General features: G+C 74.1%; 21 protein-coding genes. 18 read left to right on the top strand and 3 right to left on the bottom strand.

All coding sequences use genetic code 11. The features are described from left to right. Positions 1-1,017, bottom strand: a complete 1,017-nt coding sequence (locus ACIBJE_RS08195; protein WP_396744814.1) for a glucosyl-3-phosphoglycerate synthase — start codon at positions 1,015-1,017, stop codon at positions 1-3. A gap of 205 nt (positions 1,018-1,222) precedes the next feature. On the opposite strand from ACIBJE_RS08195, the gene ACIBJE_RS08200 reads away from it, so the two are divergent. The 7 genes from ACIBJE_RS08200 to ACIBJE_RS08230 all read left to right on the top strand — a co-directional run bounded on the left by ACIBJE_RS08200 (position 1,223) and on the right by ACIBJE_RS08230 (position 10,020). After that, a complete protein-coding gene (locus ACIBJE_RS08200; protein WP_396744817.1) occupies positions 1,223-2,218 on the top strand; it encodes a Gfo/Idh/MocA family protein in 996 nt (331 codons plus the stop codon). After that, positions 2,211-3,299 carry a zinc-binding dehydrogenase gene (locus ACIBJE_RS08205; protein WP_396744820.1) on the top strand — a complete coding sequence of 363 codons (1,089 nt, stop codon included), beginning with the start codon at positions 2,211-2,213 and terminating at the stop codon, positions 3,297-3,299. The genes ACIBJE_RS08200 and ACIBJE_RS08205 overlap by 8 nt, the downstream gene beginning before the upstream one ends. 179 nt (positions 3,300-3,478) lie before the next feature. After that, positions 3,479-5,275: an ABC transporter ATP-binding protein gene (locus ACIBJE_RS08210; RefSeq protein ID WP_396744823.1), complete on the top strand. Its 1,797-nt coding sequence runs from the start codon at positions 3,479-3,481 to the stop codon at positions 5,273-5,275. Between the two features lie 128 nt (positions 5,276-5,403). After that, on the top strand, positions 5,404-7,698 hold the full coding sequence (gene secA2, locus ACIBJE_RS08215) for an accessory Sec system translocase SecA2 (protein WP_396744826.1): 2,295 nt from the start codon (positions 5,404-5,406) through the stop codon (positions 7,696-7,698). Between the two features lie 177 nt (positions 7,699-7,875). Continuing rightward, positions 7,876-8,616 (top strand): GAF and ANTAR domain-containing protein, encoded by a 741-nt coding sequence (locus ACIBJE_RS08220; protein ID WP_396744829.1) that lies wholly within the window; start codon positions 7,876-7,878, stop codon positions 8,614-8,616. Positions 8,617-8,679: 63 nt separating this feature from the next. After that, on the top strand, positions 8,680-9,192 hold the full coding sequence (locus ACIBJE_RS08225) for a DUF2231 domain-containing protein (protein ID WP_396744832.1): 513 nt from the start codon (positions 8,680-8,682) through the stop codon (positions 9,190-9,192). A gap of 69 nt (positions 9,193-9,261) precedes the next feature. Then, complete coding sequence (locus tag ACIBJE_RS08230; RefSeq protein WP_396744835.1) at positions 9,262-10,020, top strand: class I SAM-dependent methyltransferase; 759 nt, start codon at positions 9,262-9,264, stop codon at positions 10,018-10,020. A 14-nt stretch (positions 10,021-10,034) separates the two neighbouring features. Here ACIBJE_RS08230 and ACIBJE_RS08235 read toward each other — a convergent pair whose 3' ends face one another. Further along, the gene (locus tag ACIBJE_RS08235) at positions 10,035-10,991 is read right to left on the bottom strand and encodes a DUF3500 domain-containing protein (protein ID WP_396744838.1); all 957 of its coding nucleotides are present in this window, start codon (positions 10,989-10,991) and stop codon (positions 10,035-10,037) included. Positions 10,992-11,041: 50 nt separating this feature from the next. Then, positions 11,042-11,434, bottom strand: a complete 393-nt coding sequence (locus tag ACIBJE_RS08240; RefSeq protein ID WP_396744840.1) for an ankyrin repeat domain-containing protein — start codon at positions 11,432-11,434, stop codon at positions 11,042-11,044. Positions 11,435-11,492: 58 nt separating this feature from the next. Here ACIBJE_RS08240 and ACIBJE_RS08245 point away from each other — a divergent pair, with 58 nt between their 5' ends. The 11 genes from ACIBJE_RS08245 to ACIBJE_RS08295 all read left to right on the top strand — a co-directional run bounded on the left by ACIBJE_RS08245 (position 11,493) and on the right by ACIBJE_RS08295 (position 19,689). Beyond that, positions 11,493-11,870: a signal peptidase I gene (locus ACIBJE_RS08245; protein ID WP_396744843.1), complete on the top strand. Its 378-nt coding sequence runs from the start codon at positions 11,493-11,495 to the stop codon at positions 11,868-11,870. A 183-nt stretch (positions 11,871-12,053) separates the two neighbouring features. Beyond that, positions 12,054-12,497 carry a cysteine dioxygenase gene (locus ACIBJE_RS08250; protein ID WP_396744846.1) on the top strand — a complete coding sequence of 148 codons (444 nt, stop codon included), beginning with the start codon at positions 12,054-12,056 and terminating at the stop codon, positions 12,495-12,497. Positions 12,498-12,633: 136 nt separating this feature from the next. Beyond that, positions 12,634-13,134, top strand: coding sequence for a rhodanese-like domain-containing protein (locus ACIBJE_RS08255; RefSeq protein WP_396744849.1), 501 nt, complete (start codon positions 12,634-12,636; stop codon positions 13,132-13,134). 46 nt (positions 13,135-13,180) lie between these two features. Further along, positions 13,181-13,750, top strand: coding sequence for a winged helix-turn-helix domain-containing protein (locus tag ACIBJE_RS08260; protein WP_396744852.1), 570 nt, complete (start codon positions 13,181-13,183; stop codon positions 13,748-13,750). 263 nt (positions 13,751-14,013) lie between these two features. After that, entirely contained in the window at positions 14,014-14,622 is a 609-nt protein-coding gene (locus ACIBJE_RS08265) for a winged helix-turn-helix domain-containing protein (RefSeq protein ID WP_088984718.1), read from the top strand. Positions 14,623-14,778: 156 nt separating this feature from the next. After that, a complete protein-coding gene (locus ACIBJE_RS08270) occupies positions 14,779-15,417 on the top strand; it encodes a uridine kinase (protein WP_396744855.1) in 639 nt (212 codons plus the stop codon). Positions 15,418-15,648: 231 nt separating this feature from the next. Further along, a complete protein-coding gene (locus ACIBJE_RS08275) occupies positions 15,649-16,047 on the top strand; it encodes a TraR/DksA family transcriptional regulator (RefSeq protein WP_396744858.1) in 399 nt (132 codons plus the stop codon). Between the two features lie 43 nt (positions 16,048-16,090). After that, on the top strand, positions 16,091-17,020 hold the full coding sequence (locus ACIBJE_RS08280; RefSeq protein WP_396744861.1) for a DUF72 domain-containing protein: 930 nt from the start codon (positions 16,091-16,093) through the stop codon (positions 17,018-17,020). A gap of 292 nt (positions 17,021-17,312) precedes the next feature. Then, positions 17,313-17,741, top strand: a complete 429-nt coding sequence (locus tag ACIBJE_RS08285; RefSeq protein ID WP_396744864.1) for a DUF2267 domain-containing protein — start codon at positions 17,313-17,315, stop codon at positions 17,739-17,741. 341 nt (positions 17,742-18,082) lie between these two features. Then, positions 18,083-18,388, top strand: coding sequence for a hypothetical protein (locus tag ACIBJE_RS08290; protein WP_396744867.1), 306 nt, complete (start codon positions 18,083-18,085; stop codon positions 18,386-18,388). A 5-nt stretch (positions 18,389-18,393) separates the two neighbouring features. Next, complete coding sequence (locus tag ACIBJE_RS08295; RefSeq protein WP_396744870.1) at positions 18,394-19,689, top strand: cupin domain-containing protein; 1,296 nt, start codon at positions 18,394-18,396, stop codon at positions 19,687-19,689. Positions 19,690-19,708: the final 19 nt, after the last annotated feature.

A 19,708-nucleotide genomic window follows, 5' to 3' on the forward strand; every position in this document is an offset into this window, starting at 1 on the left:
TCACGCCGCGGCCACGCGGCGACGGGGGACGAGGTGGCGCAGGTCCGCCAGAGGCGGACGTTCCTCGACCGAGACGTCGTGGACCACGATCTCCCGGTCGAGGTTCGGCAGGGTGTCCGAGCCGCCCCGCCGGAACTGGGTGAGCAGGTCGGCCGGCCGGGCGTCGGGGTTGGCCCAGCCGCGTCGTTGCAGCCGGGACCAGACGGTGAGCATGATCTGCGCCGACATCCGCCCGAGGGCGGCGGTGTCCTGGTGGCGGTGTTTGCGTTCGCCCAGGTCCACCTGGGCCAGCGCGTCCAGTCCGACCAGCTCCAGCAGGTCGATCAGCATGGCCGTCTCCACGCCGTAGCCGGAGACGAACGGCACCCGGGACAGCACCTCCCGCCGCCCGGCGTACTCCCCGGCCAGCGGCTGGACGAAGCCGGCCAGCTCGGGCCAGAAGAGGTTGAGCAGCGGGCGGGCCATCAGCTCGGTGACCCGGCCGCCCCCGTCGGGCTCGACGCTCGCCTGGCCGACCAACGGCCGGTGGTAGAAGCCCTTGACGAAGTCGACGCCGGGGTCGGTGAGCAACGGCCCGAGCAGCCCGGTCACGAAGTGCGGGCGGAACTCCCGCAGGTCGGCGTCGATGAACGCCACCACGTCCCCCCGCGCGGCGGCCAGTCCCGCCCAGAGCGCGTCCCCCTTGCCGGTGAGCCGGGGCAACGACCGGGTCATCTCGTCCTGGCCGACCACCTCCGCCCCGGCGGCGCGGGCCACCCGGGCGGTCCGGTCGGTGGACCGCGAGTCCACCACGATCAACTCGTCGACCAGCGACACCCGGTCGACCAGGTGCTCCCGGATCGTCGACACGATCGCGCCGACGGTGGCCTCCTCGTTGCGGGCCGGCAGCACCACACTGACCCGGCAGTCACCCTTCGCGCGGACGAGCCGTTGCGCCGTCCACTCCTGCGCCGAGGTGGTCCGGTAGGTGGCCCATGCCTCGACTACCGGTGAGACCACCGCTTGCGTATCCCGCACGGGCACACCCCCATATCCGATGTCGTCCGCTCAAGGTCGTGCGCGGGACGTGGCGTCGAGTTTCCCAATCCCGACCGCCGACTAACCGCATTCCCGCCACCATCTTGATCAGAGGGCCCAACCGTCCCGATTTCCCCGGGTGAACGTTTGTATCCCCGAGCACCCGGGCAGTCCCTGCGGCAGGGACACGCGGCGGGAGGTCGGGATGGGTGGGTGTCGGGTGGGACTGGTGGGTGCCGGCGGGGTCGCGCAGCGGCACGCCCGGGTGCTCAGCGGCTTCGAGGACGTCGAACTGGTCGGGGTGACCGATGTCGCCCACGGGGCGGCGAGCGACCTCGCCGGCCGGTACGGCGCCCGGGCCTTCCCCGACGTCGGGGACCTGCTCGCCGCGGGATGCGACGCGGTGTACGTCTGCGTGCCGCCGTTCGCCCACGGGCCGGTGGAGGAGGCGGTGATCGACGCCGGGGTGCCGATGTTCGTCGAGAAACCCGTCGCGGTCGACCTGGACACCGCCGAGCGGATCGCCGAGCTGGTCGCCCGGCGTGGACTGCTCACCGCGGTCGGCCACCACTGGCGCTACCTGCACGTGGTGGAACAGGCCCGCGAACTGCTCGCCGACCGCCCGGTCCGGATGGTCAGCGGCAGCTGGCTGGACAAGGTGCCACCGGTGGCCTGGTGGACCCGGCGTGACCGCTCCGGCGGGCCGGTCGTCGAGCAGGCGGCGCACGTACTCGACCTGATCCGGGTCCTGGTCGGTGAGGTCACCGAGGTCACCGCGTACGGCGACGGCACGCCGCCGCCGGTCGACGAGGCGGACATCGACTCGGTCACCGTGGCGGCGGCGCGCTTCGCCAGCGGCGCGGTCGGCACCCTCACCGCCGCCTGCGTGCTGGGCTGGAAGCACCGGGCCGGGCTGGAGATCCTCGCCGACGGGCTGGCGCTGACCTTGGCCGAGGACGGCCTGACGGTGTGCGACGCCGACGGGGAACGCCGGTTCGAGGCCGATCCCGACGGGGCCCGAGCCGCCGTCGACCGGGCCTTCGTCGACGCGGTCCGGGGCGTCGGCGACGACGTCCGGGTCCCGTACGCCGAGGCGCTCGGCACCCAGCGGCTGGCCTGCGCGGTCGCCGAGAGCGCGCGCACTGGACGCCCGGTGGCCCTGCCCGCGCCGGACCGGATGGGGGTGACCGTCGGTGCGTGACAGGGTCGTGGTGGTCAGCGGCCCCGGGCGGGTCGAACTGGTCGAGCAGGACGCCGCCGAACTGCGCGACGGCACCTTCCGGGTCGAGACGCTCTACAGCGGCGTCTCGGCCGGCACCGAGCTGAGCTACGTCAAGGGCACCAACCCGTACCTGCACGTCACCTGGAACGCGGACCTCGGCCTGTTCCAGCCCGGCGGGGCGAGCACCCCGTACCCGGTGGAGCGGCTGGGCTACATGCAGGTCGGTCGGGTGGTGGAGAGCGCCACCCCGGCGGTCGAGGTCGGCACCGTCGGTGCGATGACGTACGGCCACCGCACCGGCCATCTGGCCGACCCGGTCGCCGAGCGGTTCGTCCCGCTCCCCGACGACCTCGACCCGCTGCTCGGCGTCTACGTGGCGCACATGGGGCCGATCTGCGCCAACGGCCTGCTGCACGCCGCCGCCGACCTGCACGGCACCGACGTCCGGTCGCTCGGTGACGGGGTGGCCGGCCGCCGGGTCGCGGTGGTCGGCAGCGGCGTGGTGGCCCTGCTCACCGCCCTGTTCGCCCAGCGGAGCGGGGCCGCCTCCGTGGTGGTGCTCGACCCGACCCCGCAGCGCCGGCGGGTCGCCGAGGCGCTCGGCCTGGAGACCCTCGACCCGGACGCCGACGACCCGGCGGTGGTGCTCAAGACCCGCTGGGCGCACGGCCCGGGGGACCGGGGCGCGGACGTGGTGTTCCAGTGCCGGGGACAGGCCTGGGCGCTGCACCTCGCGCTGCGCCTGCTGCGCCCCCAGGGCACCGTCGTCGACCTGGCCTTCTACCAGGCCGGGGCGGACGAGGTGCGGCTCGGCGAGGAGTTCCACCACAACGGGCTCTCGCTGCGCTGCGCGCAGATCGGTCGGGTGCCGCGCGGACTCGCCCCGACCTGGGACCGGGAGCGGCTCTCCGCCGAGACGGTCGACCTGCTGCGATCCCACGGTGACCTGATCCGCAAGCACCTGGTCTCGGCGACGATCCCCTTCGACGAGGCCCCGACCCTCCTCACCGACCTGGCCGAACGCCGCCGCCAGGAACTCCAGGTCGTGCTGGCCTGCTGACACCCCGCCCCACCCCATCCGCCCCGCCCGGCATCCCACCCGCTCCGCATCCCGCATCCCGCGCGCGCTGAGGTGGTTGCAGGGGACCCTTCCTACCGTTTTCTGCCGAGCAGGGGTCCCCTGCAACCACCCGGGCAGGGCAGCGCGGGGCGGATGCGCGTGGCGGCTACCGTGGTCCGGTGACCACCGGAGCCGCTCCGCGTGTCGGACTCGCCGCCCTCCTGCCGTACCTGCGCACCCACCGGGGGACCCTCGTCGTGGTGGGGGTGTTGTCGCTGCTCGGTGCCGGGTCGGCCCTCGCCCAGCCGCTGCTCACCCGGGCGCTGCTCGACGCGGTCTCCGCGTCCCGGCCGATCGGTTCCCTGGTCGGCGTGCTCGTCACCGCGCTCGTGGCCGGAGCGGTGCTCAGCGGGTTCCGCGACTACCTGCTGCAACGCACCGCCGAGGGGCTGGTGCTCACCACCCGCCGCCGGCTCGCCGGCCACCTGCTGCGGCTGCCGATCGCCGAGTACGACCAGCGCCGTACCGGCGACCTGCTCTCCCGGGTCGGCGCGGACACCACCCTGCTGCGGGCGGTGGTCACCTCGGGCCTGTTCGAGCTGGTGACCGGGGTGGTCACCGTGGTCGGCGCGGCGGTCGCGATGGTCCTGCTGGACCCGCTGCTGTTCGGGGTCACCCTCGCCGGGGTGGCGCTCGGGCTCGGCTTCGCCCTCACCGTGGCCCGGCGGGTGCGCGACCTGGCCCGCGCCGCCCAGGAACGGATCGGCGAGATGACCTCCGCCGTCGAGCGGGCCATCTCCGCGGCCCGGACCATCCGGGCCAGCCGGGCCGAGGAGCGGGAGACCGGCACCGTCGTGGCCAGCGCGGAGCAGGCGTACGCGGCGGGGCTGCGGGTCGCCCGGGTGCAGGCGGTGGTCGGCCCGGCCGGCTCGATCACCATCCAGGGGGCGTTCCTGCTGGTGCTCGGGGTCGGCGGGGCCCGGGTGGCCGCCGGCGCGCTCAGCGTCGGGGACCTGGTCGCCTTCATCATGTTCCTCTTCTTCCTGGTCCTGCCGCTGGGGCAGGCGCTCAGCGCGTTCACCCAGCTCCAGACCGGTCTCGGCGCGCTCCAGCGGATCGAGGAGATCCTCACCGTGCCGGTCGAGGGTGCCACCGACGCGCGCCGCCGGGCCGAACCGGTCCTGGCCGCTCCGGCCGCCGGTGGTGGTCCCGGCCCGGCGGCTGGTGGGAACGGCCGACCGGCTCCGGCGGCGATCGAGTTCGACCGGGTCGGCTTCGGCTACCCGGGCGGACCGCCGGTGCTGCACGAGGTCAGCTTCACCGTGCCCGCCGGGACCCGGACCGCCCTGGTCGGCCCCTCCGGCGCCGGCAAGTCCACCCTGCTGGCGCTGGTCGAGCGCTTCTACGAGGTCAGCGCCGGCACCCTTCGGCTGGACGGGGTGGACGTGCGTGACCTGCCCCGCGACGCGCTGCGGTCCCGGCTCGGCTACGTCGAGCAGGAGGCCCCGGTGCTCGCCGGCACGCTGCGCCAGAATTTGCTGCTCACTGCCGCGGACGCCACCGACGAGCGGCTGCTCGCCGTCCTGGACGAGGTCAACCTCCAGCACCTGGTGACCCGGACCGACGAGGGGCTGGACGTGCCGGTGGGCGAGGGTGGGGTGCTGCTCTCCGGCGGGGAACGGCAGCGGCTGGCCATCGCCCGGGCACTGCTGGCCGGGCCGCCGGTGCTGCTGCTGGACGAGCCGACCAGCAACCTCGACGCCCGCAACGAGGCGGCCCTGCGCCGGGCGATCGACGCGGTCGCCGTCCGGCGGACCCTGCTGATCGTGGCGCACCGGCTCTCGACGGTGGTCGACGCCGACCAGATCGTGGTCCTCGACGGTGGGCGGGTGGTCGCCGCCGGCACCCACGACGAGCTGACCGGCAGCAGCCCGCTCTACCGTGAGCTCGCCACCCACCAGCTCCTGGTGAGCTGAGCGCGCCGTCCGGCACCGGCGACGACCAGCGTCGATCTCCACGCCGAGGGTCGGTGCGGCGACACTCCGGGGCCGGGCGTGGCGACCGGGCCGCACGAGCCGGCCCGGGTCGCGTACCGTTGCCGCTCATGGGTGTGTCGCAACGGTTGAAGAGCAGGTTCCGGCGCTTCCTCCAGCGTCCGGGCAGCACGGTTGACCTGGCTCCGTTGGAGAAACTGCTGCCACAGATCGAGGCGCGGGAGGAGGAGCTCGCCGCGCTCGACGACGGCGAGCTGACCGAGGCCGCGCAAGCCGCCTCCGGGTACGTCGAGATCTGCGCGATCGGCCGCGAGGCCGCCCGCCGGGGCCTCGACCAGCGCCCGTACGACGTGCAGCTGCTCGGCGCGATGGCGCTGCTGTCCGGCAAGGTCGCCGAGATGGCGACCGGTGAGGGCAAGACGCTCACCGCGACCGTCGCCGCGTACGGCCACGTCCGGCTCGGCAACGGCCCGGTGCACGTGCTCACCGTCAACGACTACCTGGCCCGCCGGGACGCCCAGTGGATGGAACCGGTCTACACCCTGCTCGGCCTGACCGTCGGCTGGGTGAACGAGGCCTCGACCCGTGAGGAACGGCAGGAGGCGTACGCCCGGGACGTCACCTACGTCTCGGTCAGCGAGGCCGGCTTCGACTACCTGCGTGACCAGCTGGTCACGGACATCGACGACCGGGTGCAGCCGCCGCTGCGCACCGCGATCGTGGACGAGGCCGACTCGATCCTGATCGACGAGGCCCGGGTGCCGATGGTGCTCGCCGGCGCCGTACCCGGCGAGCAGGACCCGGTGCACACCGCCGCGGCGATCGTGCGCGGCCTGCGCCGGGGCAAGCACTACACGGTCGCCGACGACGGCCGCAGCGCCGCCTTCACCAGCGCCGGCCTGGCCGCAGTGGAGGCCCGGCTGGGCGAGATCGACCTCTACGCCGAGGAGAACGTCGCGCAGCTGTCCGCGGTGAACGTGGCGCTGCACGCGCACGCCCTGCTGCACCGGGACGTCGACTACATCGTCCGCGACGGCACGGTCGAGCTGATCGACGAGATGCGCGGCCGGGTCGCCCAGCGTCGCCGCTGGCCCGACGGGCTCCAGGCGGCGGTGGAGGCGAAGGAGGGGCTGGACGCCACGGCCGAGGGCGAGGTGCTCGGCACGGTCACCGTGCAGGGGTTCATCGGCCTCTACCCGAAGGTCTGCGGGATGACCGCCACCGCCGTGCTGGTCGGCGACCAGCTCCGCGAGTTCTTCTCCCTCGAGGTCGCGGTGATTCCCTCGAACACCCCGTGCGTGCGCGAGGACGAACCGGACCGGATCTACGCGACCCGGGCGGAGAAGGAGGAGGCGCTGATCGACGAGATCCGGCGCTGCCATGAGGCGGGACGGCCGGTGCTGGTCGGCACCCTGGACGTCAAGGAGTCCGAGCAGCTCGCCGCCGGGCTCAACGCGGCCGGCGTGCCGTGCGTGGTGCTCAACGCCAAGAACGACGACGAGGAGGCGGCGATCATCGCCGAGGCCGGCGCGTACGGCGCGGTCACCGTCTCCACCCAGATGGCCGGCCGGGGTGTCGACATCCGCCTCGGCGGCAGCGACCAGTCCGACCGGGAGCGGGTCGCCGAGCTGGGCGGTCTCTACGTCATGGGCAGCGGCCGGCACGACAGCCGCCGGGTCGACGACCAGCTCCGGGGCCGGGCCGGCCGGCAGGGCGACCCGGGCGGGTCGGTCTTCTTCGTCAGCCTGGAGGACGACCTGGTCGTCCGGCACGCCGGCGACAGCGTCCCGGCGTCGCCCCGGATGAACGCCGACGGTCTGGTCACCGACACCCAGGTCGACTACGCGGTGGAGCACGCCCAGCGGGTCGCCGAGGGCGTCAACCACGAGATCCACCGCAACACCTGGCGGTACAGCGTGGTGATCGAGCAGCAGCGCAAGGCGCTCGCCGAGCGGCGCGAGCGGCTGCTGACCAGCGAGGTCGCCGCGCTGATGCTGCTGGACCGGGTGCCGGAGAAGGCCGGCGAGATGGACGAGGACCTGCTCACCCGGGTCGCCCGGTCGATCGCCCTGTACCACACCGACCGGCTCTGGGCGGAGCACCTCGCCGAGCTCTCCGAGGTCCGCGAGGGCGTGCACCTGCGGGCGCTGGGGCGGCTGGACCCGCTCGACGAGTTCCACCGGGCCGCCGTGCCGGCCTTCAACGCGCTGATCCCCGAGATCGAGGCGCGGACCATCGCGACCTTCACCGAGGACGAGTTCGACGAGGACTGGGAGGCGGACGGCGGACAGCTCGTCCGGCCCAGCGCCACCTGGACCTACCTCGTGCACGACAACCCGTTCGGCTCCGAGCTGGACCGGCTGATCGCCTCGGTGGGACGGCGGCTGAGCAGCGGTTCCCGCTGACCCCAGGGCCCCTCCCGGCGCGTACCCGCTGCCGGGAGGGGCCCGCTTCACCCCGTTTCGGGGCGGGTTCCCCGGGGTAGTAGGGCGGGTCCGTCGAGTCGGGAGACGAGGAAACATGAGGATGCTGGCGGTGCGGGGAGCCGCGTCCGGCGCGGTGGCGACGGAGGCTTCGCCCCGGTGAACCTGGAGACGCACGAACCGGTCGAGGAGAACCTGGGCGTGTTGGAGACCGCGGCACTGCTGCGCGAACTGACCGCCGCCCTGCTCGACACCACCGACTTCGACGAGGCGCTGAACCGGCTGGTCACGGTCGCCCGGGACGCGGTGCCGGGGGTTACCTGGTGCGGGTTCACCGCGCTGCGGGCCGGTGAACCGGCCGGCGTGGCCGCCTCGGACCCGAGCCTGGCCGAGCTGGACGACCTCGGACACGGCCCCGAGTCCCCGGCGATGAGCGCCATCCACCGCCGGGAGATGGTCCTCTCCGCCGATCTCTTGACGGAGGAGCGCTGGCCGTCCTGGTCGGCGCGGGCCCGGTCCCTCGGCGTCCGGGGGGTGCTCGCCGCGCCGGTGGACGTCGACGACCACGTCATCGGCGCGATCAACCTGTACGCCGACACGCCGGACGCGTTGACCGCACGACGTCAGCTCACCGCCATGCTCCTGGCCGAGCACGCCGGGTTGCTGCTGGCCGGGGTACGCGGCCGGGCGAAGCGGACGGCACTGGCCGACGAGATCGACGAAACTCTCCTCCAGGAGGGTGTGGTCGGGCAGGCCATCGGTGTCATCATGACCCAGCGGGGCTGTCCCGCGCCGGAGGCACTCCAGGTGCTGCGCAGCGCCGCCTCGGCGCTCTCCATCCCGTTACGGGAGGTCGCCGAGCGGCTGGTGGTCACCGTCTCCCGGTCCCGGGGGGCCTGACCGTTTCGTCGTGCGGCGCCCCGGGTAGCAACCCGGGGTCGCAGCCGAGCCGGGGGAGGGGACATGCAGAGCCGACTGCGGGTGCACGGCCACCCGATCCAACCCATGCTGGTGACGTTCCCGTTCGGACTCTTCGTCTGCGCGACCCTCTTCGACCTGTTCGACCTCGTCGGCGGGCCGGCCTTCCTCGGCGAGGTGGGCTACTGGACGTCGGTGGCGGGGCTGGTCGCCGCCGCGATGGCCGGGGTCGCCGGGATGGTCGACCTGTGGGACGTGCCGGCCGGTCGCACCCGGCGCGCCGCGATCAGCTTCAACGTGGTCAACGTCGCGATGGCGGCGATCTTCGTGGTGACCTGCCTGGTCCGGGCCGACGCGGCACAGCGCGGGGCCTCCGCCGCGCTGTTCGTCACCGAGGTGTTCGCGCTCGGAGTGGGCGCGGTCGGGGTGACCCTCGGCGCGCACCTGGTGCGGGTCTTCGACCGTGGTCGCGTCGAGGCGGGCGGTCTGGAGTCGCTCGGCGCCGTGACCGGGTCCACCGTGGAGATCACTCGCCCCGCCGCCCGTCCGGTCAACTGAGCACCCTCCACCACGCCGGGGTGCGGAAACCCGTTGTCGGGACACACCCGGATGGCCGAGACTGCCCGGGTGTCCACCACCGACTTCGACGAGCTGGTGACCGAGGGGGCCGCCGTCCCCGTCGAGGGATGGGACTTCTCCTGGCTGCACGGCCGGGCCAGCGAGGAACGCGCCCCCTGGGGCTACGCCGGCCTGCTGGCCGACCGGATGGCGGGCGCCGGGGCCGCACTCGACCTGGACACCGGCGGCGGTGAGGTGCTCGCCGGGATCCCCCGCCCGCCCCGCCTGCTGGTCGCCGCCGAGGCGTGGCCGCCGAACGTCGAGGTCGCCCGCCGCACGTTGCGCGGCCTGGGCGCGACCGTGGTCGCCGTCGCCGACCGGCCGCCGCTGCCCTTCCGGGACGCCGCGTTCGACCTGGTGACCAGCCGGCACCCGGTGCACACCTGGTGGCCGGAGGTGGCCCGGGTGCTGCGCCCCGGCGGACGGTACCTCTCCCAGCAGATCGGCGCCGGCACGGTCCGGGAACTGTCCGAGGCGCTCGTGGGCCCCCGTCCGCTGCGGGAGACCCAACGACCGGAGGGTGCGGCCGCGGCGGCCGGGGCCGCCGGGCTGCGCGTGGTCGACCTGCGGACGGCCACCCTGCGGACGGTCTTCCACGACATCGCGGCGGTGGTCTACTTTTTGCGCAAGGTGGTCTGGACGGTCCCGGACTTCACCGTGGACCGGTACCGCCCGCAGCTGCGTCGCCTGCACGAGCGGATCGAGGCCGAGGGGGCGTTCGTCGCCCATGCCCGACGCTTCCTGATCGAGGCGGTCAAACCGGACTGAGCGCCCCGCCCGGCTCAGCCGGTGCGGGGGTGGGCCTCGGCGTGGTGGGCGGCGAGCAGGTCCGCGCCGAAGTCGGCCGACGGGCGGCGCAGCACGGTGTGCGCGTGGTTGCCGTCGGCGGTGGTGTTGTCGTACTCGATCAGCAGGTCGTCGCCCTGTACGCGGTAGTAGTGGCGGTGCCCGGGGCCGGTCGGGCCGGCCCAGGCGAAGTGCAGCTCCCCGCCGTCGAGCCGGCGGGCCTCCCGGGCGGCCAGCTCCGGCGGGAGCCGGTCCAGGTAGCGGGCGACCAGTTGGTCGAGCAGCGCCCGTCCGGTCGGCCCGAGCCGACCGGCGGGCACGCCGAGCGGGTCGATGCGTCCGGGCGCGGTCGGGCGGGTGGCGCTGATGATGTCGTCGGGGGCGTGCTCGTCCACGATCGCGGCGGCGCGGGCGGGCGCGCCCATCGCGTCCAGCAGGGCCCGCGCCAGGTCCTCCTCGGCGGCGAGGGGCCGGGAGATCGTACGTCCGGCATGTCGGACGGCGGCGGGGTTCGCGCCGAGGAAGACCGGCGCGGCGGCGACCTGGTCGTCCACCACGGTCATGCCGACCGACAGATGGTGTCCCTCCACCCGCCAGGACCACCGGTCGTCGCGCGCCGGGTCGCCGAAGACGGCCACCCAGTAGTCGTCGCTGTGCCGGCCCCGGCGCCATCCCTCCGCCCGGTCGAGCACCTCCTCCAGAGCCATGATCGCCATGGCCTGGGCGTACGCGTGCGGGCTCAGCGCGGTGGCGAGCAGGCGGTGGGTGGCCTTGCGGCCGGTCCGGTCCAGGTCGGCCAGGCAGACCCCGGCCCGGGGCCGCGGCCGGTACTCCAGGCGGCGGCGGGCGTCGTCGTCGAAGGGGTGGGTGACGTGGGCGCGGGTCGGGCCGTCGAGGGCGGCCAGCAGCGCCCCGGCGGCGACGCGCATCTGTTCGGGCAGGGGATCCTCCACGGTCTCCTGTATACCGGGTAGGCGCCCCGCCGTGCCGCTGTCGCGGCGGTTCACCCGCGACCGAGCAGCGCCAGCATCTCCGGCAGGTCGAAGAAGCGGGCGATCTCCGCCGCCGAGGGGCTGCCGTGGTCCGGGTCCGCGCCCGCGTCGAGCAGCGCCCGGACGGCCGGGGCGTTCTTCCGGAACGCGGCGGCGGCGAGCGCGGTCTGCCCCCGGTCGTTGGTACGGCCGTGGTCGGCGCCCCGGGCCAGCAGGGCGGCCACCGTCTCCGGGTGGGCGTGGTACGCGGCCAGGATGAGCAGCGTGTCGCCCTTGTCGTTGGTCAGGTTGACCGGCAACCCGGCGTCGACCTGTCCGGCCAACTCCCCGGTGGCGCCGCCCCGAGCCAGGTCGAACATCCGGTGGGCGAAGGCGAGGGTCTCGTCGTCGAGTTCGTCGGTCACCCCGCCAGCCTAGTCACGCCGGGCTGTTAACCTGCTGCGCTCGACGGACGGGGAGGACATGGACGAGAGCGTGTACGTGGGCAACGCGGGGGTGGACGGGGCCGGGAACGGCGGCTGGCTGCTGGGCCACTTCATGCCCGCCGGGGATCCGCGCCACAGCACCGACGTGGAGGTCAAGTGGGGGGTGCACGCGGCGGGGGAGAGCCGGTCCCGGTGGGCGACCGACGAGTGCCGTACCGCCCTGCTGGTGCTGGTCAGCGGAGCGTTCCGAGTGGAGTTGCCGGATCGGACGGTCCGGCTGGCCGAGCCCGGTGACTACGTGCTCTGGGGGCGGGGCGTCGACCATTCCTGGTACGCCGAGCGGGAGTCGGTGCTGGTCACCGTCCGTTGGCCCTCGGTGCCCGGCTACCGGGTGGAGCCGCCGGTCCAACGCTGACCTCGACGGGGTGCGGTGGTAGCAGGGGTCCCCTGTTACCGCTTCTTGTCGAGCAGGGGACCCCTGCAAACACCTCAGCCCCCCGCGACCAGTGTCCCAACACTTGGGAAAGCATACTAATCCGCTAGGTTTTAGCGGTTATCCTGGGTCCACTTCCGTCGCCGAGCGTCACGAGGACCCGCCATGGACCATCCGTACGAACCGGACCTGCTCGCCGTCGCCCGGCGGCACGCCGCGTCGCGACCGCCGGTCCGGTTCGATCCGGTCGAGCGGTGGTACACCCGGCTGGCGTCCGGGCCGGACCACGAGGTCTGGCTGCTCACCTGGCTCCCCGGGCAGGGCACCGACCTGCACGACCACGGCGGTTCCGCCGGCGCACTCCTGGTGGCCGTCGGCACGTTGACCGAGGAGGTCGTCTCCGGTGGGAGGTTGCGCGCCGATCCGCTCACCGCGGGCAGCGGCCGCCGGTTCGGTCCGCGACACGTGCACCGGGTGACCAACCGGGGCGACCAGCCGGCGGTGAGCCTGCACGTCTACCGCCCCGCCCTGCACCGGATGACCCGCTACCACCTCACCGACGGCCGACTCCGGGTCGCCGAGGTCGCCCTTGCCGGCGTCGCCTGGTAAGGCCCTGAGCCCCGTCGTCCGCCCCGTCGTCCGCCCCGGCGTCCGCGACCCCCGTACCGGAGGACCCACGATGCACCTGACCCGTTCCTGTCCCCCCGGCCCGTCCGCCACGACGCGTCCCGGCCCGTCCACCACCGTGCCTGCCGGACCAGCCGCCATCGTGCCCGCCGGCCCGTCCGTCCCCGCGCCCCCGGGTTCCCGGGGGATCGACCAGATCCTCGCCGACGCCCGGACGCGGCTGCACCGGCTCGACCCGGAGCGGGCCCACCTGGCCCACCGGCGCGGCGCGCTGCTGGTCGATATCCGGCCGGCCGCCCAGCGGGCCGCGCACGGCACCGTCCCGGGCGCGCTGGCCGTCGAACGCAACGTCCTCGAGTGGCGCTTCGACCCGCGGTGCGCCGCGCGGCTGCCGCAGGTCGTCGACTACGACCTGCGGGTCGTCGTCCTCTGCCAGGAGGGCTACACCTCGTCGTTGGCCGCGGCCGCGTTGCAGGAGATCGGCCTGCACCGCGCCACCGACGTCGTCGGCGGCTTCGCCGCCTGGTCCATCGCCGGGCTACCCACGCTCGGCCCGACCGTCCTGCGTTCCCCGGCGTCATCCGTCGCGCCGGTGGCAGTCCGACCCACGCCGTCCTGACCGCCGACCCCGGCGCGTCGCGCGGCACCCCGAACCGGGAGGCAGCATGTCCGTCTTCGCCACGTCCGCGCATCCGTATCCGGCGCCACGCCTGGTCGCACCGCCGCGACCCCGGGCGACGCCGGTCGTGACCATCACCGTCGACGTCGCACCCGGTGCGGTGACCCCCCGACTGGTCGAACTCCTCAACGAACTGGCCGCCACCGGCGAGGGGGTCCTGCGGGTGCACGACGCGGACCGTCCGGCGCCGGCCGCCCCCGCCGTCGTGGCGTCCCGTCCGGAACCGGCGCCCCGACCCCGCCCGTTCGGGCCGGACACCCTGGTCCTCTCGGTCGCCGCGCGGAACGCGCGCCGGGGCTCCCGGCTGCTCGGCCTGACCCGCATCGAGTTCGACCTGCTGCTCTTCCTCGCCGAGCACCCGCGCCGGGTCTTCACCCGGCGGCAACTGCTGGCTGGTGTCTGGGGCCACGAACACTCCGTCACCCGAACGGTGGACGTGCACGTCCGCCGCCTGCGTGCCAAGGTCGGCGACGACGTCCCGCTGGTGACCACCGTGCACGGGGTCGGTTACCGCCTCGCCGACGACGCCCCGGTGCTCATCGACCGTGACCACTGAGCCCTTCCGGGCGGGCCGGATCTCCCCCAAGCGCCGTCAGAAGGATGTGAAAGCCACGAGGTACCCCCGCATCGGCTCATCCCGGTGCTTCTGCTGTAATCATCAAGCGCCGTACGCAGAGCGAGCGGTCGGCTCCGATGCGTTCGTTGATTGTCACATTCCAGCAACACGGCCGCCCTTGATTCTCGTACAGGGACCGGGAAATATCGATCACAAGAGCGTTCCCGGGCCGTGGGGAGACACTGGACCAGCCAAGGAGGACCATGTCGGTCAGCCCCGCCTCGTCGCGCGCCGGATGGCATACGTCCCAGCCCGTGGTCCCCGGTCGCCCTCCCGCCGGCCAACGTCGTCCCTCCAGCACAGCGGCCCCGGTCCTCACCGTGACCCTGTCCATCCCGCTGGCCTCCGAGGAGGCGCTGACCCCGCCTGCCCGCCGGCTGCTCGAGGCGGCCCGGGAGCTGCTGGAGCGGGGGGAGGGGATCGTCACCACCGGCCCCGCGCCGGAGCGGCGGCCGGATCCCGTTCCGGCCGGCCGGTCGTCGTCCCGCCCGCCGGCCGCACCGACCGTGCCGGCGCTGCACATCCTCGCCGCCTCCCGGTCGGTGCTGCGCGACGGGGAACCGCTGCCGCTGACCCGGCTCGAGTTCGACCTGCTGCTGCACCTGGTCGCCCATCCCCGCCGGGTCTTCACCCGGCTGCAACTGCTCAATGCCGTCTGGGGGTACGAGCACGCCGGGGTGCGCACCGTCGACGTGCACGTCCGGCGGCTGCGCGGCAAGGTCGGCGTGGACGTTCCCCTGGTCACCACGGTCTACGGTGTCGGCTACCGGCTCGCCGACGACGCCCGGGTCACCGTCGACCGCACCGGCTGACCGCCGTCCGCACCGGCCGACCGATGTCCCTGGCGCCCTCGGCCTGCTTCGGACCGCATCGGCCGACGCGGTCCGATCGGCGGTGGTGACCGACGCCGGCCGGCCCCGTCGCGCGGTCCGTGGGTGTGCCCCGACCCGGTCCGGCACCATGGGCCGATGCGGATCCGACCCATCTCGCCCGAACGGCTCGTCGTCGCGTTGGCCGACCGGATGGTCGGCACCCCGGTCGCCGGACGGTTGCGGGTCGCGGTGGACGGCCCGCCCGCCGCCGACCCGGGCGCCCTGGCCGAAGCGTTGATCGAACCGCTGCGCGCCGCCGGTCGCCCGGTGCTGCACGTCCGCACCGCCGATTTCCTCCGGCCGGCCTCGGTCCGCCTGGAACACGGCCGAACCAACCCCGACACGTACTACCTCGGCTGGTTCGACGAGGTGGGGCTGCGCCGCGAGGTGCTGGACCCGGCCGGTCCGGACGGCACCGGCCGTCTGCTGCCGTCCCTCTGGGACGCCGGCACAGACCGGGCCAGCCGGGCGGGGTACGTGCGTCTCCCACCCGGCGGGGTGGTCCTGGTCAGCGGCCCGCTGCTGCTCGGCGGCGGGTTGCCCTTCGACCTCACCGTCCACCTGGTGCTCTCGCCGGCCGCGCTGCGCCGCCGCACCGACCCGGAGCAGGCGTGGATCCTGCCCGCCTTCGCCCGTTACGCCGAGGAGGTCTCCCCGGAGTCCTTCGCCGACGTGGTGGTCCGCGTCGACGACCCCCGGCATCCGGCGCTGGTCGAGGCCGCGCCGGTGGGGTGAAGCGTCACGGCGGGGCCGTCCGGGACAGGGGCCGTCGCGGCGGGGCAGCCGGGACAGGGAGCCGGCGGGGAACGCTTCGGCCGTCGCACGGGCCGGGGAAGCCGACGCCGGAAAAGTCGCCGGTTTGATCACCGGTGGGCGTGGGTATTCGCCCGGCTCACAAGCGGACCATCGCCGGGTGTATGCCCGGCTACCCGGGGTCCAATCGAGCCCGAGGAAAGGCAGACAGCGATGCTCGTCCACGACACGGTCGGTACGGGGCGCTCCCAGGAGGAGATCGACCGGATCCGCCTCGCCCTGCAGGCCCGCTACGACGAACTCTCCGGCGAGTACGAGCAGGCGATGCAGGAGAGCCAGGTGCTCCGGCTGGTGGAGGTCGGTGACACCGCCGGCGACGACCAGGCCGACAGCGGCACCAAGACGGCCGAACGGGACACCGCGCAGTCCCTGCTGCGGACCATCCTCGACCGGCGGGCCCAGTTCGAGCACGCCCTGGCCCGTCTGGCGGAGGGTACGTACGGCCACTGCGAGGGCTGCTCCGACCCGATCCCGGTCGAACGGCTGGAGATCTTCCCCTCCGCCACCACCTGCGTCACCTGCAAGCAGTCCCGGGAACGGCGGGCCGCCTGACTTCCGGTACGCCATCCACCGCCCCGGTCGCACCGCCGGGGCGGTGGAGTTGACCGCCGTCGGCCCGATCCTGGTCGGCACCGCCTCCTGGACCGACGCCACCCTGCTCGAGTCGGGGTGGTATCCGCCCGACGCGGACACCCCGGAGAAGCGCCTGGCCCACTACGCCAGCCGGTTCCCCCTGGTCGAGGTGGACGCCACCTACTACGCGCCCCCGGCCGAGCGGACGGCCCGGCTCTGGGCCGAGCGCACCCCGCCCGGGTTCGTCTTCAACGTCAAGGCGTTCAGCCTCCTCACCGGACACCCGACCAGGGTGGCCGCCCTGCACCGGGATCTGCGCCCGGAGACGGAGAAGCGGAACCTCTACCCCGGCGACCTGCCGGCCCAGACGTACGAGGAGGTCTGGAGCCGGTTCCTCACCGCCCTGGACCCGCTGGTCGCCGCAGGCAAGCTCGGCGCGCTGCTGTTCCAGTTCCCGCCCTGGTTCACCCTCCGGCGGGAGAACAAGCAGTACCTGCTGGAGGTGGCGCGGCGGTGTGCTCCGCTGCTGCCGGCCTTCGAGTTCCGGCACGCCTCCTGGTTCGCCGGCGACAACGCCGACGAGACCCTCGACTTCCTCCGTCGGCACCGGCTGACGTACGTCTGCGTGGACATGCCCCAGGGACACCGCTCGTCGGTTCCGCCGGTGCTGGCGGCCACCACCGACCTGGCCGTGGTCCGGTTCCACGGCCACAGTGACAGGTGGACCAGCCGGGACATCCACGAGAAGTTCGGCTACCACTACACCGACCGGGAACTGCGCGCGTGGGCGCCGAAGCTGCGGGAGTTGGCCGGTGGGGCCGAGCGTACGCACGTGCTCATGAACAACTGCTTCCGCGATTTCGCGCAGACCAACGCGGCCACGCTGGCCGGGCTGCTCGACGTCGACCGACCTCCGCCGCCTCGCCGGCCGAAGGCCGGACCCGGGACGTGATTCACCCGGTCGGGATGACGCCGGCTCACCCGGCCCCCGGCGATGGTGGCGTTGGTGTGCGGTTACCGCCGCGCACGTCGCGACGACGCGGGGACGGGGGTGGCCGAGGTGACGGTTCGGGTCGTACCGGACCACCGGCGTGTGGTGCACGTGGCCGGAACGCGAACGCACCCGTCCAGGTGCGCGGCCCGGCCGCACCGGGTCGGTCCGGCCCGGCAGTGGCGGGGTCCGGCCGCGCCGCCGCGACGCGACGACCATCGACGGTGGGAGACCGACGGACGGGGGTGGGCACATGGCTAACGAACCGAACTCGGTGTTCGAGTCATCGCTGGACAAGACCAATCTGATCCTCAAGGACATCGAGCAGGCCTACGGCTGGTCGAAGGACCGCCGCAACCAGTCCTTCGCGGCGCTGCGCACGGTGCTGCACCTGCTGCGCGACCGGATGCCGGTGCAGGAGAGCGTGGAGTTCTCCGCGCAGTTGCCGGTGCTGGTCCGGGGGGTCTACTTCGACGGCTGGGATCCGTCGAACGTGCCGGTGAAACTGAACCGGGACGACTTCCTCTACGAGGTCCGGCGGGGCTTCCCGTACGAGACGGACGGTGGCCCGGAACAGGTCGTGCAGGTGGTGCTGGACACCCTGCGCCGGCACGTCACCCAGGGCGAGTGGGACGACGTGCGCGCCACCATGCCGCGCGACCTGGCCCGGATGATTCCCTGAGCGACCTCGACCGACCGACGGCCCGCCGACCCCGGCGGGCCGTCGGTCGTTCCGATCCGGGATCCCACGTCGTCGATCATGGAGTCGCGGCGCCACTACTTGTGGCGGATGTGCGGGTTGGGGCGGTGCCCGAAGTCCATGATCGACGGGCGAGGTGACCACCCGGGCCGCCGGGCAGGGTCTTTCCGTCCACCGGATGGCCGCCGGTTGTCCGGAACCGCCGGTATGCCCGGAAGGTGCCGCCTACCGTGTGGTTAGAGAAGATCGCGCGGCGGGTACCACCGGCTGCACGACGAACCCCCGACCCACGACGGGGGGCGGCACATCCCGAGGGAGCACCGATGGCACTGAACGACGACGACATCACCACGACCGGCGGCGGCGGCCAGGAGGGTCCGGCCGACGGCGGTGCCACCCCCGGCAGGCAGGACGGTGGCGCGGACGGCGGTGCGGAGGGTCCGGCCGACGGCGGCGCGACCCCCGGCAAGCAGGACGGTGGCGCCGACGGTGGCGCGGAGGGTCCGGCGGACGGCGGTGCCACCCCCGGCAGGCAGGACGGTGGCGCGGACGGCGGTGCGGAGGGTCCGGCGGACGGCGGTGCCACGCCGGGTCAGCAGGACGGTGGCGCCGACGGCGGCGCCCGGTAACCGCGGTGACGATCATCGACCCGCCGGGCGGCCACGGCCGCCCGGCGGTGCCGTCCGCCGCCCTCGCGGCGCTCGCCCGCTGCGTGGCCGTCGAGCCGGCGAAGTTCGCCGCCGCCCACTGGGGACGTATCCCGCTGCTGTCCCGCGCCGACGAACTGCCCAACCCGGCCGGCTTCACCGACCTGTTCAGCCCCGCCGACGCCGACGAACTGCTCAGCCGGCGCGGGCTGCGTACCCCGTTCCTCCGGATCGCCCGCGACGGGCAGCTCGTGCCGGCGGCGCGGTGGACCGGCGGTGGCGGGGCCGGTGCCGAGATCGGCGACCAGGTCCTCGACGAACGGGTCCTCGAGCAGTACGCCGACGGCGCCACCCTGGTCCTCCAGGGGCTGCACCGCACCTGGCCGGCGCTGATCGACCTCGCCCGCGACCTCGGCCTCGCCGTCGGCCAGCCGTTGCAGGTCAACGCCTACCTCACCCCGCCGGGCAACCAGGGCTTCGCCACCCACTACGACACCCACGACGTCTTCGTGCTCCAGGTGGACGGGCGCAAGCGCTGGCGGATCCACCCGCCGGTGCTGCCCGACCCGCTCGAACGGCAGCCGTGGGGCGGCCGGGCCGACGAGGTCACGGCCACCGCCGAGGGGGCCGCCGCGCTGGACGTGGTGCTCGCCCCCGGTGACGCGCTCTACCTGCCCCGGGGCTGGCTGCACAGCGCCCAGGCGCAGGAGTCCAGCTCGCTGCACCTGACCATCGGCGTCCGGGCGCTCACCCGTTACGCGATGGTCGAGGAACTGCTCGCCCTCGCCGCCGAGGACCCGCGCCTGCGCGCCACCCTCCCGTTCGGCGTCGACGTGGCCGACCCCGACGCGATCGAACCCGAACTGACCGAGACGGTCGAGGCGCTGCGGGACTGGCTGCTGCGCGCCGACCCGGCGGCGGTCGCCGGCCGGCTGCGGCAGCGGGCCTGGCCCGCCGCGCGCCCCGCGCCGATCCGCCCGCTGGCCCAGGCCGCCGCGATCCGCGAGCTGACCGTCGAGAGCACCCTCACCGTCCGGCCCGGACTGCGCTGGCAGCTCGTCCCCGAGGGCCCCGAGCGGGTCGCGCTGCGTGTCTTCGACCGCACCGTCTCGCTGCCGGCGCAGTGCGCCGAGGCGGTACGGGCACTGCTCACCGGCGCCGTAGGGCGGGTCGGCGACCTGCCCGGCCTCGACGACGACGCCGACCGCCTCGTCCTCACCCGCCGCCTGCTCCGCGAAGCCATCCTGGTCCCCACCCCCACCCCCACCCCCTCGTCGCGTTGATCAAGAGGTTCGCGTCGGT

The sequence above is a fragment of the Micromonospora sp. NPDC050187 genome (genome assembly GCF_044459745.1).
GTDB lineage: Bacteria > Actinomycetota > Actinomycetes > Mycobacteriales > Micromonosporaceae > Micromonospora.